The sequence below is a fragment of the Metapseudomonas resinovorans genome, assembly GCF_002003485.1.
GTDB classification, from domain to species: Bacteria; Pseudomonadota; Gammaproteobacteria; order Pseudomonadales; family Pseudomonadaceae; genus Metapseudomonas; species Metapseudomonas resinovorans_D.
Genome location: NZ_BDMA01000001.1, coordinates 186,833 through 203,377, shown reverse-complemented (window position 1 = coordinate 203,377; position 16,545 = coordinate 186,833). Strand labels below are relative to the sequence as shown.

At 64.0% G+C, this 16,545-nt stretch carries 13 protein-coding genes; 4 read left to right on the top strand and 9 right to left on the bottom strand.

Annotated elements, in window-relative coordinates:
* Window positions 1–93: 93 nt before the first annotated feature.
* From MnOB_RS00880 to MnOB_RS00855, 6 genes are all read right to left on the bottom strand, one after another.
* Entirely contained in the window at window positions 94–921 is an 828-nt protein-coding gene (locus MnOB_RS00880; RefSeq protein ID WP_077520870.1) for an ABC transporter permease, read from the bottom strand.
* Between the two features lie 13 nt (window positions 922–934).
* Window positions 935–2,182 carry an ABC transporter permease gene (locus MnOB_RS00875; protein WP_077520867.1) on the bottom strand — a complete coding sequence of 416 codons (1,248 nt, stop codon included), beginning with the start codon at window positions 2,180–2,182 and terminating at the stop codon, window positions 935–937.
* A 113-nt stretch (window positions 2,183–2,295) separates the two neighbouring features.
* Complete coding sequence (locus MnOB_RS00870; RefSeq protein ID WP_077520866.1) at window positions 2,296–3,327, bottom strand: ABC transporter substrate-binding protein; 1,032 nt, start codon at window positions 3,325–3,327, stop codon at window positions 2,296–2,298.
* A 49-nt stretch (window positions 3,328–3,376) separates the two neighbouring features.
* Window positions 3,377–4,486 carry an ABC transporter ATP-binding protein gene (locus MnOB_RS00865; protein WP_077520863.1) on the bottom strand — a complete coding sequence of 370 codons (1,110 nt, stop codon included), beginning with the start codon at window positions 4,484–4,486 and terminating at the stop codon, window positions 3,377–3,379.
* 151 nt (window positions 4,487–4,637) lie between these two features.
* Window positions 4,638–5,267: a response regulator gene (locus tag MnOB_RS00860; RefSeq protein WP_077520861.1), complete on the bottom strand. Its 630-nt coding sequence runs from the start codon at window positions 5,265–5,267 to the stop codon at window positions 4,638–4,640.
* On the bottom strand, window positions 5,264–7,654 hold the full coding sequence (locus MnOB_RS00855) for a PAS domain-containing sensor histidine kinase (protein WP_077520858.1): 2,391 nt from the start codon (window positions 7,652–7,654) through the stop codon (window positions 5,264–5,266). The genes MnOB_RS00860 and MnOB_RS00855 overlap by 4 nt, the downstream gene beginning before the upstream one ends.
* 135 nt (window positions 7,655–7,789) lie before the next feature.
* Between MnOB_RS00855 and MnOB_RS00850 the strand changes: the two genes are divergently transcribed.
* Window positions 7,790–8,806 (top strand): alpha/beta hydrolase family protein, encoded by a 1,017-nt coding sequence (locus MnOB_RS00850; protein ID WP_077520855.1) that lies wholly within the window; start codon window positions 7,790–7,792, stop codon window positions 8,804–8,806.
* Window positions 8,807–8,810: 4 nt separating this feature from the next.
* Here MnOB_RS00850 and MnOB_RS00845 read toward each other — a convergent pair whose 3' ends face one another.
* Genes MnOB_RS00845 through MnOB_RS00835 form a run of 3 tightly spaced genes read right to left on the bottom strand, consistent with a single transcriptional unit; the run spans window position 8,811 to window position 11,273 of the window.
* The gene (locus tag MnOB_RS00845; protein WP_077520852.1) at window positions 8,811–9,578 is read right to left on the bottom strand and encodes a TerB family tellurite resistance protein; all 768 of its coding nucleotides are present in this window, start codon (window positions 9,576–9,578) and stop codon (window positions 8,811–8,813) included.
* A 1-nt stretch (window position 9,579) separates the two neighbouring features.
* Window positions 9,580–10,251, bottom strand: a complete 672-nt coding sequence (murU, locus tag MnOB_RS00840) for an N-acetylmuramate alpha-1-phosphate uridylyltransferase MurU (protein WP_077520849.1) — start codon at window positions 10,249–10,251, stop codon at window positions 9,580–9,582.
* Window positions 10,248–11,273: an aminoglycoside phosphotransferase family protein gene (locus tag MnOB_RS00835; protein ID WP_077520846.1), complete on the bottom strand. Its 1,026-nt coding sequence runs from the start codon at window positions 11,271–11,273 to the stop codon at window positions 10,248–10,250. The genes murU and MnOB_RS00835 overlap by 4 nt, the downstream gene beginning before the upstream one ends.
* A gap of 126 nt (window positions 11,274–11,399) precedes the next feature.
* Between MnOB_RS00835 and MnOB_RS00830 the strand changes: the two genes are divergently transcribed.
* The 3 genes from MnOB_RS00830 to pdxA all read left to right on the top strand — a co-directional run bounded on the left by MnOB_RS00830 (window position 11,400) and on the right by pdxA (window position 16,542).
* Window positions 11,400–14,195, top strand: a complete 2,796-nt coding sequence (locus tag MnOB_RS00830; RefSeq protein ID WP_077520844.1) for an LPS-assembly protein LptD — start codon at window positions 11,400–11,402, stop codon at window positions 14,193–14,195.
* Complete coding sequence (locus MnOB_RS00825) at window positions 14,176–15,468, top strand: peptidylprolyl isomerase (RefSeq protein WP_107504015.1); 1,293 nt, start codon at window positions 14,176–14,178, stop codon at window positions 15,466–15,468. Before MnOB_RS00830 ends, MnOB_RS00825 begins: the two co-directional genes overlap by 20 nt.
* A 75-nt stretch (window positions 15,469–15,543) precedes the next feature.
* A complete protein-coding gene (gene pdxA / locus MnOB_RS00820) occupies window positions 15,544–16,542 on the top strand; it encodes a 4-hydroxythreonine-4-phosphate dehydrogenase PdxA (RefSeq protein ID WP_077520838.1) in 999 nt (332 codons plus the stop codon).
* The last annotated feature ends 3 nt before the right edge of the window (window positions 16,543–16,545 follow it).

Below are 16,545 nucleotides of genomic sequence, written 5' to 3'. Positions count from 1 at the left end.
TTCCCTGACTGTCAACTCGCTCTTTCCCCAGACTCCGCGAAGAACCAAAAAAAAGCCCGCGAAAGCTCGCGGGCCGGGAAGGTTGGAGACTTTTTACTCCGGCACGGAGGTGCGCATGCGCTCGCTACGGCCGCGCAGCCACTCCAGCACCAGCAGCAGCGCGATGGAGAAGCCGATCAGCAGGGTCGCGGCGGCGGCGATGGTGGGGCTGAGGTTCTCGCGGATACCGCTGAACATCTGCCGCGGCAGGGTCGCCTGCTCGGGGCCGGCGAGGAACAGGGTCACCACCACTTCGTCGAAGGACGTCGCGAAGGCGAACAGCGCCCCCGAGATCACCCCCGGCGCGATCAGCGGCAGGGTCACCTTGAAGAACGCGGTCAGCGGCGGCGCGCCCAGGCTGGCCGCGGCGCGCACCAGGTTGTAGTTGAAGCCCTGCAGGGTCGCCGACACCGTGATGATCACGAACGGCACGCCCAGCACCGCATGCACCAGGATCAGCGACAGGTAGCTGTTACCCAGGCCCAACGGGGCGAAGAACAGGTAGCTGGCCACGCCGATGATCACCACCGGCACCACCATCGGCGAAATCAGCAGGCTCATCACCAGCGCCTTGCCGCGGAATTCGCCACGGGTCAGGCCGATGGATGCCAGGGTGCCGAAGACCATCGCCAGCACGGTCGCCGCCGGAGCGACGATCATGCTGTTGGTCAGCGAGCGCATCCACTCCGCCGAGTTGAAGAAGTCGGCGTACCAGCGCAGCGAGAAACCCTGCAGCGGGTAGACCAGGAAGGTGCCGGAGTTGAACGACAGCGGGATGATCACCAGCACCGGCAGGATCAGGAACAGCAGCACCAGGCCGCAGAGGCCGCGCAGCGTGTAGAACCACAGGCGCTCGACCGGGGACATGTAGGGACTCAGCATTTTCTTGTTCTCCTCAACCGAGACGCAGGCGGCCAGCGCCCACCAGCCAGCTGTAGACCACATAGAGGATCAGGGTGGCGAACAGCAGCATGCCGCCCAGGGCTGTGGCCATGCCCCAGTTGATGGTGGTGTTGGTGAAGAAGGCAACGAAGTAGCTGACCATCTGGTCGTTCGGACTGCCCAACAGTGCTGGCGTGATGTAGTAACCGATGGACAGGATGAACACCAGCAGGCACCCGGCGCCGACACCGGCCACGGTCTGCGGGAAGTACACCTTCCAGAAGCTGGCGAAGGGGTGACAGCCGAGGGAGATCGCCGCACGCATGTAGCTGGGGGAAATGCCCTTCATCACGCTGTAGATCGGCAGGATCATGAACGGCAGCATGATGTGCACCATGGCGATGTAGACACCGGTGCGGTTGAACACCAGCTGCAACGGCTGGTCGATCAGGCCGAGCTTGAGCAGCGCGCCGTTGATCAGACCGCCGGACTGCAACAGCACGATCCACGCTGCCACACGCACCAGGATGGAGGTCCAGAACGGCAGCAGCACCAGGATCATCAGCAGGTTGCTCTTGCGCGTTGGCAGGTTGGCCAGCAGGTAGGCCAGCGGATAGGCCAGCAACAGGCAGATCACAGTGATCACTGCGCCCATCCAGAAGGTACGGGCGAAGATATCCAGGTAGATGGCCTGGTCCGGGGTGGCCGGGGCCACTTCGCCCAGGTCATCGATGCGATGGTCGAGAGCGGCCAGCAGGTAATAGGGGGTCAGGTGGCTGGCGTTGCGACGGATCGCTTGCCAGTACGCGGGGTCGCCCCAGCGCTCGTCCAGGCCTTCCAGCGCTTCCTTGTAGGAGGCCGGTTCGGTCTTGAACGGGAGGGCGCGGGCGGTCTTGGCCATCAGGCTGCGGTAGCCGGCCAGTTCCATGTTCAGGCGCTTGGAGAGATCACCGATGGTCTGGTTCTTGCGCGCCGCAGCGAGGTCTTCGGCCAGGGCCTTGTACACCGGCTCGGCGGGCAGCGCCTTGCCGTCCCAGCTGGAAATGGCTTCGACGGTGCGCGGCATGGAGCCGACCACTTCCGGGTTGTTCACGCTCTTGTAGAGCAGCGCGCCGATGGGCACCAGGAAGGTCAGCAGGAGGAAAATCAGCAGCGGCAGGATCAGCGCCTGGGACTTCAGGCGGTTCATCCGCTCGGCTCGGGCGAGGCGCTGCTTGAGGCTGGGGCCGGCGACCTCGTTCAGGGGCACTGCAGTGGCCATGGCGAACTCCGTTGAAACAGGGTTGAACGTTCAGGCCCTAAGGCCAGGGTGAGGAAGAATCCCCCTCACCCCCAGCCCCTCTCCCACAGGGAGAGGGGGGTACACAGGCGGACTTACTTGGCCGCCCAGGAGTTGAAGCGTTGCTCCAGTTGCTCGCCGTAGTCAGCCCAGAAGGTGACGTCCATGGCGACCTGGTCCTTGATGTTTTCCGGAGTGGTCGGCATGTCCTTCAGCAGGCCCTTGTCCAGCAGCGGCACCGCCTGGGTGTTGGCCGGACCGTAGGCGATGTTCTCGGAGTAGATCTTCTGCTGCTCGGGCTTGACCGAGAAGGCGATGAACTCCTTGGCCTTGTCGGCATCCTTGGCGCCCTTCGGGATGGCCCAGGAGTCGAAGTCGTAGATACCGCCGGTCCACACGACTTTCAGGTTGCTTTCCTTCTGCACCGCAGCGATGCGGCCGTTGTAGGCAGAGCTCATGACCACGTCACCCGAGGCGAGGAACTGCGGCGGCTGGGCGCCGGCTTCCCACCACTGGATGCTCGGCTTGATCTCGTCGAGCTTCTTGAAGGCGCGATCCTGGCCTTCCTTGGTGGCCAGCACGGTGTAGACGTCCTTGGGAGCGACGCCATCGGCCATCAGGGCGAATTCCAGGGTGTATTTGGCGCCCTTGCGCAGGCCGCGCTTGCCAGGGAATTTATTCACGTCCCAGAAATCGGCCCAGCTGGTGGGGGCGGACTTCAGCTTGTCGGCGTTGTAGGCCAGCACGGTGGACCACACGAAGAAGCCGACGCCGCAAGGCTGGACGGCGCCGGGTACGAAATCTTCAGCCTTGCCGAACTGCGCGGCGTCCAGCTCTTCGAAGAGGCCTTCGTCACAGCCGCGGGACAGTTCGGGCGACTCCACTTCCACCAGGTTCCAGGAGACGCTGTTGGTGTCGACCATGGCTTTCACCTTGGCCATTTCACCGTTGTACTCGCCTGCGATGATCTTGTTGCCGGTGCTCTGCTGGTAGGGCTCGTAGAACGCCTTGACCTGCGCATTCTTGTTGGCGCCACCAAAGGACACTACGGTCAGGTCGGCGGCCATTGCCTGGGTGGCGCAGGCCAACCCGAGGGCGATGGCGGTGAGTTTCAGGGATTTCGACATTGTTATTTTCTCCACAGTGCAGGGTTGCTAATGCCTTGGTGCCGCCGCGTCATTCCGCCAGAAGCGGGTCCAGTGCGCGGACGTGCTCCACTTGCCAGCCGAGCGGCACCACATCGCCTACCGCCAGTGCGGGGTCGAGCTCAGCAATAGGTTGCTTGACGAAGAAGTCGGGCTTGCCGCAGACCTCCATGCGGATACGCACGTGGTCGCCCAGGTAGATGAACTCGGCGACGCGCCCGGAGAAACGGTTCACGCAGCTCTCGCTGTGACCGTTGATGCGTACGCGCTCGGGCCGGATCGACAGCGTCACCGGCTCGCCCGGCTGGCCGACGTTGATCGCCAGGGCCTCGACCTTCTCACCACGGCCCAGACGCACGACGCAGCGCTCGCCATCGCGGCTTTCCAGCTGGCCGTTCAGGCGATTGTTCTCGCCGATGAAGTTGGCCACGAAGGTGTTCTTCGGCAGTTCGTAAAGCTCGCGCGGCGGAGCGATCTGCTGGATCTCGCCCTGGTGGAACACCGCGACGCGGTCGGACATGGTCAGCGCTTCGCCTTGGTCGTGGGTCACGTAGACCACGGTGACACCCAGGCGTTGATGGATGTGTTTGATCTCCATCTGCATGTGTTCACGCAGCTGCTTGTCCAGCGCACCGAGGGGTTCGTCCATCAGCACCAGCTGGGGCTCGAACACCAGGGCGCGGGCCAGGGCGACACGCTGCTGCTGGCCGCCGGAAAGCTGGCCAGGGTAGCGGTTGCGGAAAGCATCCAGCTGCACCATGGAGAGCGCCCGCTTGACCCGCTCGCTGGCGTCGGTCTTGCTCATGCCGCGCACCGAGAGCGGGAAGGCCAGGTTCTCGGCCACCGTCATGTGCGGGAACAGCGCATAGTTCTGGAACACCATGCCGATGTCGCGCTTGTGCGGGGGGACGTTGTTGATGGAGCGACCGGCCAGGAGAATCTCGCCGCTGGTGGGGGTTTCGAACCCGGCGAGCATCATCAGGCTGGTGGTCTTGCCGGAGCCGGACGGCCCGAGCAGGGTCAGGAATTCGCCTTTGCGAATGTCCAGGTTGAGGTCTTTGACGATCAGGGTCTCGCCGTCGTAGCTCTTCTGCACGCCGCGAAAGCTGACCAGGATGTCGTTGCCTTGTGTCTCGGCCATAACCGCACCTTTGTTTTTGTGTCTGCCGTAGAGGAAAGCGTAGAGAACGCGGCAGACCACGCAAATCGGGCGGTATGAGAGATTGCTATAAGGCTTGGAGAGGATTCCTTGTAGGGATCGCCCTACAAATCGCAGCGCGATTGTCGGACATTCACAGCAGCTTGTGCTCGACCGCGTACTTCACCAGGTCCGCGACCGAGTGCAATCCCAGTTTCTGCATCAGGCGGGCCTTGTGGGTGCTCACTGTCTTGCTGCTGACCGCCAGTTGCTGGGCGATTTCATTCACACCTTCGCCACGCACCAGCCGCTCGAACACCGAGAACTCGCGCTCTGAAAGCAGCGTATGGGCTGGGCGGGCATCGGTCAGGCCCACCTCGAAGACCATGCGGTCGGCGAGGTCGGGATCGATGTAGCGGCCACCCGCGGCGACCTTGCGGATGGCGGTGAGTAACAGGGCCGGATCACTGTCCTTGGTGGCATAGCCGGCAGCACCGATCTTCAGGGCCCGCGCGGCCATCTGCGCTTCGTCGTGCATGGACAGCACCAGCACCGCCGGCGGATTGCCGAGGGCGCGGATGCGCGGAATGGCTTCCAGGCCGTTGACGCCGGGCATGGAGATGTCCAGCAGCACCACTTCGCAAGGTGTGTGGCGCAGGGTTTCCATCAGTTGCTCGCCATTGCCGGCCTCCCCCGCCACGCAGAGGTCCTTGGCCAGGCCGATGAGCTGCTTGATGCCCTCACGGACGATGGTGTGGTCTTCTGCCACCAGTACTCGGATCACGCCACTTTCTCCTTATCCAACGCCACGCGTACGCAAAGGGTGGTGCCCTCGCCCGGCTGGCTCTCGATCTGCAGGCTGCCGCCCAGCATCAGCACGCGCTCGCGCATGCCCACCAGGCCGAACGAACTGCCACTTCTGGCGCCGGTATCGAACCCCCGGCCATCATCGCTGATGCGCAGGCAGAGCGTTCCGCCCTCTTCACTCAGGCGAACCGCGACAGTATGCGCCTCGGCGTGGCGCATGACGTTGGTCAGCGCCTCCTGCAGCACCCGAAACAGGCCTACTGCCTTGGCATCAGACAGCTGCGGCAACTGCTCGGGCACTTCCACCAGGCAGGGAATCTGCGTGCGCGCCTCGAATCGCCTGGCCTGCCACTCGATGGCAGAAGCGATGCCGGCATCGAGAATCGGCGGGCGCAGCGCCGTCGCCACGTCGCGCACCAGTTGGAAGAGCTGAGCGATCAGACGCTTCATGCTGTCCAGGCGTTCACGCAGGCCCGGATCGAGTCCGGCGAAGGCCAGCTCGCACATGGAGGTTTCCAACTTCAAAACGGTGAGCACCTGACCCAGTTCGTCATGCACCTCGCGGGCAATGCGCGCCTTCTCTTCTTCGCGCACGCTTTCCAGGTGTGCCGACAAGTCCCGGAGCTGCGCGCGGGAAGCCGCCAGCTCCAGCTCGATCTGTTTGTTCTCGGTGATATCCCAGACCACGCCGTCCCAGACCGCACGGCCGTCGTCGAAGATCCGCGCACTGGCCTTGATATCGGCCCAGCGCAGCGCGCCATCGCGGGTGAGGATGCGGCCCTGCCAGCGCCAATCGCGATCGGCGTCCAGCGCCCGAAGTTGGCTTTCCCAGTAGCCGTCGCGGTCGTCGGGATGGACCAGGCCGCGAATACCACGCCCCGTATCCAGCAACTCGCTGGCGCTGTAGCCCACCAGGCCTTCGCTGCCTTCACCGATGAAGGCGAAATTGGACGGCGCTCCTGCTTTCGGCCGCTCCAGGCGGAACACCAGGCCGGGCACGTTGGAGGCGATGCCCTTGAGGCGCGCTTCACTTTCTTCCACGGCCTCGCGGGCTCGACGGCGCTCGGTGGCATCTGAGAGGAACACCACCAGGTATTCGGAGGAGCCGAAGCGCAGGAAGCTCAGCGACACATCCGCTGGAAGCCAGGTGCCGTCGGGACGCAGGCAACGGGTCTCGAAGCTCAGCGGGCCTTCGTCACTGTTGCGTGCGCGGCGCCAGAGATTGAGCCAGCGGTCCATGTTCAGCTCGGGCTGGAAATCCACCAGGGGACGATCGGCAAGACTGCCCGGCCGATAACCCAGCATCTGCTCGGCCGCTCGGTTGGCGTAGCGCACGTGGCTGTCCCAGTTCACCCAGAGGATGCCCAGGGTGCTGTGGTCGATGGAAAACTGGGTAAGGCGCAGCGCTTCTTCGGCCGCTTCGCGCAGCTGCAGTGCATGGCGCGAATCCAGCAATTGCCGCTCCAGCCGACGCTGCTGTCGGCGCAGCCAGGTGATGATGACCGCCGCCGCGAGCAACAGCACGCCGAGAAACAGGCTGAGGTTCTGCCAGAAGCCGCTGGATTCACCGAGGCGGGGATACTTGGGCTGCAGCCAGCGCTCATGCAACTGGTCGAGGTCCTTCGGCGGCAGGCTGCGCAGGGCGATGTCGACGATGGCAGCCAGTTCCGGCCAGTCCCGCCTCGAGGCGACCCGAAGTAGTTGCGGAAAACCGATGTCGCCGACTACTGCGAGCCCGGTGAACTCCTGTTCGCGAGACAGCCGGCTGAGCTGGGCCTCGTCGAGCACGGCATAGCGGACCTGCTCGGCCAGCAACGCCTGCAGGGCCTGCCGCTCGCTGCCCATGGGCTTGAGGTTGAGGTTGGAGTAGGTCGCGCGCAGGTAGTCGGCCACTGGACTCGGCTGGCGCAGGGCAACCGGCGACGTGGCGTCGAGCTGCTCCAGGTCCACCGCGCCATTACCCTCGCGCTCGCCCACCAGCAACTGCGAGACGCGCATGTAGGGATCGGAGAACAGCCACAGGCGCAAGCCGGCGGGCGTCTGTCCGAGACCGGGGGCAAGGTCGATCTGTCCGGAACGCAGGCCCTGTTCCAATTCACCCTGACTGTCGTAGGTGCGCCAGACCAACTCGACGCCCATGGCCCTGGCCAGCCAGTTCACCAACTCGACGTTGGCTCCGGAGAGTTGTTGCAGGCGCCGATCCAGCTGGACGTAAGGGGCCTGCAGCACGGCCCCCACACGGAGTTGCCCATGGTTCTCGAGCCATTGCCGCTGGCCGTCGTCCAGAGGCAGCGCCGTCGGTGCAGCCAAGGCAGGTATCGCCAGGCAGCAGGCGAACAGGAAGGAAAGGAGCGCACGGATCATCGAGGACCAACCGCAACAAGGAGAAACAGCCGACATACCTTACTCCAGCCACGGTAAACCATGCGAAGGCTCGGCCTGACAAAAATCCATCGAGCCATTAGGCTCCTGTTTCCCAGCTCGACCAGGAATGTCCAGATGCCTCGCGCCCTTCGCCTGCCCCTTGCAGCCCTTTGCCTAGCGCTACTGCCTGCCTCACCTGCCGTGCTGGGGGAAGAGGACTCCGCGGCAGCGCCCAAGGAACCTGCACCGGCAGTGGAGCGCGCGCCGCTGGAGGAACGTAGCCAGGAGGACTCCATCAGCCTGGAGCGCCAGATCCCGAGCCGGGATCAACAGCAGCTCAAGGCTGGCGAAGAGACTTTCCTCGCGCTCTGGCAGCCGGCCAATGTCAGCGATCCCGACGGGCTGGTGATCCTGCTGCCCGGCGACGGTGAAACGGCCGACTGGCCGGAGGCGATCGGCCCATTGCGACGCGGCCTGCCGAATTCCGGCTGGAGCACCCTCGCCCTGACACTGCCCGACCCCAGCGACGATCCGCTGCCACCACGCCCGCTGAAAACCGAGGAACCGACCAAGGCGGAACCGGCGGTAAGCCCCGAGAAAGCCCAGGAAGAAGGCCCGGCCAACACCGAGCAGGCCGGCAGCGCCGAACCCAACACCGACCCGGCGCCGCCACCGCTGTCCCGCGACGCCATCCAGAAGACTCAGACGGACCGGGTGTTCGCCCGGATCGAAGCCGCACTCACCTTCGCCCGCCAGCAGAAGCCCAAGGCCATCGTGCTGCTGGGCCATGGCACCGGTGCCTATTGGGCGACACAGTTCCTTGCCGCCAACGAGCCGAAGGACGTACTCAATCTTCTGTTGGTGGCGGCGGAGTTGCCCATTGGCTATGAACCGGCACTGGAGGATTCACTACCCGAGTTGAAACTGGCCACGGGCGATTTCTACTACAAGGACCAGCCGGCCGACCGCGACGCCGCTCTGCGCCGCAGTCACGCGAGCAAACGCCAGAAGCACCCGGCCTACATCCAGATCGCCATGAAGGGCCTGCCAGGCGACCGCGCTACCGAGCAGGAGCAGCTCATCCGACGCATTCGTGGCTGGCTGAGCCTGCATCTGGAAGCGGGTACCGGCAAAGCGCCCACGGACGGCTGAAGGCTCAGCGGAATCCGTGACGCTCGCGGATCAGGTTGTAGGCGCTTTGCAATTCGCGGGTGCGGTCGGTCGCGGCACGTACCACCGCAGGGCTGGCACCTGAACCGGCCAGCTTGTCCGGGTGGTTCTGGCTGAGCAGGCGGCGGTAGGCTCGCTTGATCACCGCGGGTTCGCAGTCGGCCGTCACGCCCAGCAAGATCAGGGCGTCCCTGTAGCTGTTTGAGCGTTTGGACGGCAGGCCCTGCGGGGTGTCATAGCCCGCACCAAGCGCCTCGACCCGGGAAGCCGCAAGCCCCATCCAGCCGCCCCATTGCAGGACGAGTTCGCGCTCACGCTTGCCGATCCGGCCATCCGCCGCAGCCATCTGCCAGCAGCTGCGCAGCAGGCGTTCCACCGTGACCCGCTCGTCCTGCAGCTTGTGCAATGCAAGGTGCAGGTTGTCGCCGCCCGACTTGCCCCGGTTGAAGGCCGCAATGGCCCGACGGGTGCCCGCTTCGTCCAGCCCAATGCGCTTCATTTCCGATCGCGCCTGCTGGATGTGTGCCTCCTGTACCCGACCATCGCTCTTGGCCAGGCGTCCCAGCAGGATGAACAACAGGTCCTGCTGATCGATGGCGGGATCGCCGCGCAAGCGCGCACGCAACGCACCCCAGGAATCAAGGTGCAGACGCCGGTCGAGTACATGCCCCAGCAAACCGCCGAGCATGGCTCCCGGGATGTTCGCCAGGGCGAATCCGGCGGCAGCGCCAATCAGGGTAGCGGGCCAGACCAACTCAGGCCTCCGTCATCAGGAGAAGTTCGACTTCCGCCAGGCGCTCGTGGGTGCCCACGTCGACCCAACGCCCGGCGAATCGCTCGCCAGTCACCTGGCCGGCGGCCATCGCCTGACGCAGCAACGGAGCCAGTTTGAAGGCCCCGGCCTGACACCCTTCGAACAGACGCGGATGGAGCACGGCGATACCGCTGTAGGTGAGACTCGGCTCGCCTGCCACGGCATCACGCACCAGGCCATCCTCCAGGACAAAGTCGCCGTGGGGATGGTGCGCTGGGTTGTCTACCAGCACCAGGTGCGCCAAGCCGTCCAGCGATCGGCGCAGGTGGCTGAACTCGAAATCGGTCCAGACATCGCCATTCACGATGAGGAACGGCTCATCACCCAGCAACGGCAAGGCTTGAAAAATGCCGCCACCGGTTTCCAGCGGTTCGCCTTCTGCCGAGTAACGGATGGACAAGCCGAAGCGCGCACCATCGCCCAGGTGATCTTCGATCTGCTGGCCGAGCCAGGCATGGTTGATCACCAACTCGTTAAAGCCGGCCTTCGCCAGGGCCTGGAGGTGAAACTCGATCAGCGGGGTGCCGGCGGCACGAACCAGCGGTTTTGGGGTATGCAGGGTCAGGGGGCGCATGCGCTCACCCTTGCCCGCCGCGAGGATCATTGCCTTCATGGCTGGACGGCCTCGTCCCGCGGAAGGCTGGCCAACAGTTCACCCAGCTCCGCCAGTTCGGGACGGCGTTCGATCACTTCCTTTATATAGGCAAAGAAGCGCGGCACATCGCCCAGGTACTTGGGCTTGCCGTCGCGATGGCAGATGCGCGCGAAAATGCCGATGACCTTGAGGTGGCGCTGCACGCCCATCAGGTCGCTGGCGCGGCGGAACTCGGCGAAGTCGGGCTGAACCGGGATGCCGGCTTCGCGGGCCAGGTTCCAGTAACGCTCCAGCCAGCCGGCGACGCGCTCTTCCGGCCAACTGAGGAAGGCGTCCTTGAACAGGCAGGTCACGTCGTAGGTCACCGGACCGTAGACGGCGTCCTGGAAATCCAGCACGCCGGGGTTGGGGGTGCTGAGCATCAGGTTGCGCGGCATGTAGTCCCGGTGCACCAGCACCTGCGGCTGTGCCAGGGCGCTTCCGATCAGCAAGTTGGAAATACGTTGCCAGGCAGCCAGGCGCTCACCTTCCAGCTCGATGCCCAGATGTTGTTGCAGGTACCACTCGGGGAAAAGCTGCAGCTCACGGCGCAGCAATGCGTCGTCATAGCTGGGCATGGGCACATCGAGGCTGCGCTTCTGGAGGGTCAGCAGTGCCTTCAGGGCATCGTCGAACAACGGGTCGGCGTTCTCCGCATCGATGACTTCGAGGTAGGTCTGGCGTCCCAGATCGTCGAGGATCAGGAAGCCTTGCTCCACATCAGCGGCGAGAATACGCGGCACGTGCACGCCGGCCTCGGCGAGCATTCCGGCCACTTTGACGAAGGGACGGCAATCCTCACGGGGCGGCGGAGCATCCATCAGGATCAGGGTGCGGCCTTCGGCCTGCCAGCGGAAGTAACGACGGAAGCTGGCGTCACTGCTGGCCGGAACCAGCTCGGCGGCCGGCACGGGGCCCCAGCCTTCGGCAGTGAACAGGGTGGGCAACTGCTGATCAAGCCACTGGCTCAGCTGCTGAAGTCGCAGGTCTTCATGGTGCATCGGGTGGTCTCCGGCGGCGCTAGCCGTTGTGCGGGTCATGCTTTATTATCCAGCATCTTTTTCAGCCCATCGAGAGGCGTGCGGCCCTAGCGGGTCGAAGGCGCGCAGGAAGCCCGGACTAACAAGATGGCAGTAAGATCCCCCGCGTTTCGTAGAAAGTTCCCCCTGCTGGTGACCGGCAGCCTGCTGGCCCTGCAGCCAGTAGCCACCTCATACGTCGTCGCCGCAGAACAATTCGACTGCCAGGCTTCCACAACTGGCGGGTGGGCATGCGCTCCCAAAGCCAGCACAGAGAGCCTGCCACCGCGCCCCGTGCACAGCGGCAGTGCCGTGAGCTCGACCATTGGCGCCGCTTCCCAGGCCACCCAGGAAGGTGAAGCCGAAGGCAGCGATACCACCCTGGTGACCGAGGCCGAAGGCAAGGGCCTGGCATCCCGCAGCGCCGACTACAGTCACCTCGACTGGGTGCCGCAAGACAAACTCACGCCCGCGCAACTGGCCGAAGCCGGTCCTTACTGCGCCGGTGCCTACATCGAGCCGCCGCGTCCTGGCATGGACGACAGCACGCCGATGGCGGATGCGCCAACCTACATCTCCGCCAAGGCCTCGCGCTACGAGCAGGAGAAACAGATCGCCACCCTCGCCGGGGATGTGGTCCTGCGCCAAGGCAGCATGCAGGTGGAAGCCAACGAGGCCAACCTGCACCAGGCGGAAAACCGTGGCGAGCTGATCGGTAACGTCAAGCTGCGCGACAAGGGCGCCCTGGTTGTCGGCGATCGCGCCGAACTGCAACTGGACAACGGCGAAGCCAAGGTCGACAACGCCGAATACGTCCTGCACCAGTCGCACACCCGTGGCAGCGCGCTGTACGCCAAGCGCCAGGAAGACGCCATCATCCGCCTGAAGGACGGCACCTACACCCGTTGCGAACCGGGTGACAACGCCTGGCACCTGAAGGGCAACAACATCAAGCTGAACCCGGCCACCGGCTTCGGCACCGCGACCAACGTCACTCTGCGGGTCAAGGACATTCCGGTGTTCTATACCCCGTACATTTATTTCCCGATCGACGACCGTCGCCAGTCCGGCTTCCTGCCGCCGACCATCGGCAGCAGCACCGACACCGGCTTCCTGCTGGTCACGCCGTACTACTTCAACCTGGCGCCGAACTACGACGCCACCCTGTATCCGCGTTACATGTCCAAGCGCGGCCTGCTGATGGAAGGCGAGTTCCGCTACCTGACCCACAGCAGCGAAGGCCAGCTGGGCGCCGCGTATCTCAACGACAAGGAAGATGAGCGCGAGCTCATGTCCGAGTTCGAGGAGAAGCGCTGGCTGTACAACTGGAAACACATCGGCGGACTGGATTCCCGTCTGCTGGCGGAGGTCGACTACACCGACATCAGCGATCCGTACTACTTCGACGACCTGGATACCGACCTTGGTGTGGACACCCCCACTTTCGTCAACCAGCGCGGCACCCTGACCTATCGTGGTGATTCCTACACCGCGAAGCTGAATGCCCACGCTTACGAGCTGGCGACGATTTCCGATGCCACTCCGTATGATCGCCTGCCGCAGGTCACCCTGGACGGCGCGCTGCCCTTCCAGCCCGGCGGGCTGAACTTCGGCTACAGCACTGAGTTTGTACGTTTCGACCGGGATTTGCGTAAGGGCAATTTCTTCGACATCGATGGCAACCCATCGCCATGGCTCGACGAAAACACCTTCGGTCTGGCGCGGGCCAATGGTGACCGTACCCACCTTGAACCCAGCGTCAGCCTGCCGATGAACTGGACTTGGGGCTTCCTCAAGCCGCAGGTCAAGTACGCCTATACCCAATATGATCTGAGCCTCGACGGCACCGGCAAGAGCGATCTTGCGCTGGTCAACCAGGACTTCGACAGCAATCCAGACCGCCAACTGCCTATCTACAGTGTCGATAGCGGCCTTTACTTCGACCGCAAGACCCAGTTCTTCGGCAAGAACTACACCCAGACCCTGGAACCGCGCCTGTTCTACCTCTACGTGCCGGAAGAAGACCAGGACGATATTCCGGTCTTCGATACTGGCGAGTACACCTTCAACTACGCCTCGCTGTTCCGTGACAACCGCTTCTCCGGCCGTGATCGCATCGGCGACGCCAACCAGGTCTCTCTGGGCGTGACCAACCGCTGGATCGAGTCCAATGGCTTCGAGCGCCAGCGCTTCAGCATCGGCCAGGCCTTCTACTTCCAGGATCGGAAGGTACAACTGCCGGGTATCGACGCCGACACGCGCGCCGACGCTCAGGCCTCGGTTTCACCTTACGCGCTGGAATACCTGTACCGTTTCAACCGCGACTGGCGCCTCACCTCGGACTTCAACTGGGACCCGGATTCCCATCGCACCCGCTCTGGCAGCGCGATGTTCCACTACCAGCCTGAAGACAACCCGAACAAGGTGATCAATGCCGGCTATCGCTACCGCAACGACACCATCCGGTACGACCAGACGACTGGCCAATGGTCATTTAGCCCGGACTACGGCACGCCCACGTTGGCGAATGGCCAGCCCAACCCCAACTTCATCAAGGACTACTACAAGATCAGCCAGCACGACTTCTCCGTCATCTGGCCGATCGTCCCGCAATGGAGTGCTCTGGCTCGCTGGCAATATGACTACAGCCAAAACCGTACCCTGGAAGCCTTTGGTGGCTTCGAGTACGACAGTTGCTGCTGGAAGCTGCGCTTGATCAACCGCTACTGGGTCGACTACGACGAATTCGACCAGACCCCGGATTCGACCAACGAAAGTGGCGATCACGGGATCTTCCTGCAAATCGTCCTGAAGGGTCTCGGTGGCGTCGTTGGCAACCAGACCGAAAGCTTCCTGGAAAAAGGCATTCAAGGTTACCGTGAACGTGAAGACCAAGCTCTCTGATTGTCTGCGCCCGCTGCTGTTGGGCGCCATGCTACTCGGCGGCCTCGTGCACGCCGATGTTCGCTCCATCGACCGCGTGGTCGCCATTGTCGATAACGATGTGATCATGCAGAGCCAGCTCGACCAGCGCCTGCGTGAAGTGCAGCAGACTATTGCCAAGCGCGGCGCCTCGCTGCCGCCTGAGCATGTGCTCAGCCAACAGGTGCTGGAACGCCTGATCATCGAGAACATCCAGCTGCAGATCGGCGACCGCTCCGGCATCCGTATCGCCGACGAAGAGCTGAATCAGGCCATGGAAGCCATCGCCCAGCGCAACGGCATGACGGTCGACCAGTTCCGCGGCGCGCTCGCCCGTGACGGGTTGTCGTATGACGACGCGCGCGACCAGGTTCGTCGCGAGATGGTCATCAGCCGTGTACGCCAGCGTCGCGTGGCCGAACGTATCCAGGTCACCGACCAGGAAGTGCAGAACTTCCTGGCCTCCGACATGGGCAAGATTCAGCTGTCCGAAGAGTTCCGCCTGGCCAATATCCTGATCCCGGTACCGGAAGGTTCCTCGCCCAGCACCATCCAGGCTGCCGAGCGCCAGGCCCAGGAGCTGCATCAGCAGCTGCAACAAGGTGCCGACTTCGCTCAGTTGGCCATCTCCCGCTCCGCCGGCGAAACCGCCCTGGAAGGCGGCGAGATCGGCTGGCGCAAGGCTGCTCAACTGCCCCCGCCCTTCGACGCCATGATCAGCGCTCTGCAACCCGGCCAGGTTACCGATCCGGTTCGCACTCCAGGCGGCTTCATCATCCTGAAGCTGCTGGACAAGCGTGGCGGCGACACCCTGGTTCGCGACGAAGTACACGTCCGCCACATCCTGCTCAAGCCCAGCGAAATTCGCAGCGAAGCAGACACCAAGCGCCTTGCCGAGCGTCTTTACGAGCGCATCCAGTCCGGCGAAGACTTCGCTGAATTGGCGAAAAGCTTCTCCGAAGACCCCGGTTCGGCCCTCAACGGCGGCGACCTGAACTGGATCGACCCCAACGCCCTGGTGCCGGAATTCCGCGAAGTCATGGGCAAGACGCCGGCCGGCGAGCTGTCCAAGCCGTTCAAGAGTGCCTATGGCTGGCACGTACTGGAAGTAATGGGCCGCCGTGCCACCGACAGCAGCGAGAAGTTCCGCGAACAGCAGGCCATGAACATCCTGCGCAATCGCAAGTACGACGAAGAGCTGCAAGCCTGGCTGCGCCAGATCCGCGACGAAGCGTACGTCGAAACCAAGCTGTAAATCCCGAGCGAGTCTCAGTCGTGCGCTGGCGGTACAATCGCCGCCAGCGTATCGGCCCCCTGCACAGGACTCGCCATGACATCCCTTCGTTTCGCCCTCACCCCAGGTGAACCCGCCGGCATCGGCCCCGACCTCTGCCTGCTGCTTTCCCGCTCCGCCCAACCCCATGCACTCATCGCCATCGCCAGCCGCGATTTACTCGAGAAGCGCGCCGGTGAATTGGGCCTCTCCATCCAGCTGATCGCGGTCGATCCCGCCCGACTTCCAGACGCGCCCGCCCCTGCCGGCAGCCTCTACGTCTGGGACACGCCCCTGCGAGCTGCAGTCAATCCGGGACAACTGGCACCGGCAAACGCCGACTATGTACTGGACACCCTCACCCGCGCGGGCCAAGGCTGCCTCGACGGCCTCTTTGCCGGGATGATCACCGCTCCGGTGCACAAAGGCGTGATCAACGAGGCCGGCATCGCGTTCTCCGGACATACCGAGTTCCTCGCGGAACTCACCGCGACGCGCCAGGTGGTGATGATGCTGGCTACTCGCGGCCTGCGTGTCGCGCTGGTAACCACTCACCTGCCACTCAAGGACGTCGCAGCGGCGATTACCCCGGACCGGTTGCAGCGGGTCAGCCGCATCCTGCATGCGGACCTGGTGAACAAGTTCGGCATCGCCCAGCCACGCATCCTGGTTTGCGGCCTGAATCCCCACGCCGGTGAAGGGGGCCACCTGGGCCGAGAGGAGCTGGAGGTCATCGAGCCAACCCTCGAAGGCCTGCGTGCCGAAGGATTGAACCTGATCGGCCCGCTACCGGCTGACACCCTGTTCACGCCGAAGCACCTCGAACACTGCGACGCCGTGCTCGCCATGTACCACGACCAGGGCCTGCCAGTACTCAAGTACAAGGGTTTCGGCGCAGCGGTGAACGTCACCCTGGGCCTCCCGATCATCCGCACTTCGGTGGACCACGGTACTGCCCTTGACCTGGCTGGCACCGGGCGCATCGACTGCGGCAGCCTCGAGGTCGCTCTGGAGACCGCCTACCAGATGGCCGCCGCGCAGCAACGCAGCCATTGAACC

What these genes read in the sequence shown, in the direction of transcription:
- murU (WP_077520849.1), bottom strand. Translation starts at nt 10,251, where the DNA reads ATGAAGGCAATGATCCTCGCGGCGGGCAAGGGTGAGCGCATGCGCCCC.
- MnOB_RS00855 (WP_077520858.1), bottom strand. Translation starts at nt 7,654, where the DNA reads ATGATCCGTGCGCTCCTTTCCTTCCTGTTCGCCTGCTGCCTGGCGATA.
- MnOB_RS00870 (WP_077520866.1), bottom strand. Translation starts at nt 3,327, where the DNA reads ATGTCGAAATCCCTGAAACTCACCGCCATCGCCCTCGGGTTGGCCTGC.
- MnOB_RS00835 (WP_077520846.1), bottom strand. Translation starts at nt 11,273, where the DNA reads ATGCACCATGAAGACCTGCGACTTCAGCAGCTGAGCCAGTGGCTTGAT.
- MnOB_RS00875 (WP_077520867.1), bottom strand. Translation starts at nt 2,182, where the DNA reads ATGGCCACTGCAGTGCCCCTGAACGAGGTCGCCGGCCCCAGCCTCAAG.
- MnOB_RS00830 (WP_077520844.1), top strand. Translation starts at nt 11,400, where the DNA reads ATGGCAGTAAGATCCCCCGCGTTTCGTAGAAAGTTCCCCCTGCTGGTG.
- MnOB_RS00850 (WP_077520855.1), top strand. Translation starts at nt 7,790, where the DNA reads ATGCCTCGCGCCCTTCGCCTGCCCCTTGCAGCCCTTTGCCTAGCGCTA.
- MnOB_RS00880 (WP_077520870.1), bottom strand. Translation starts at nt 921, where the DNA reads ATGCTGAGTCCCTACATGTCCCCGGTCGAGCGCCTGTGGTTCTACACG.
- pdxA (WP_077520838.1), top strand. Translation starts at nt 15,544, where the DNA reads ATGACATCCCTTCGTTTCGCCCTCACCCCAGGTGAACCCGCCGGCATC.
- MnOB_RS00865 (WP_077520863.1), bottom strand. Translation starts at nt 4,486, where the DNA reads ATGGCCGAGACACAAGGCAACGACATCCTGGTCAGCTTTCGCGGCGTG.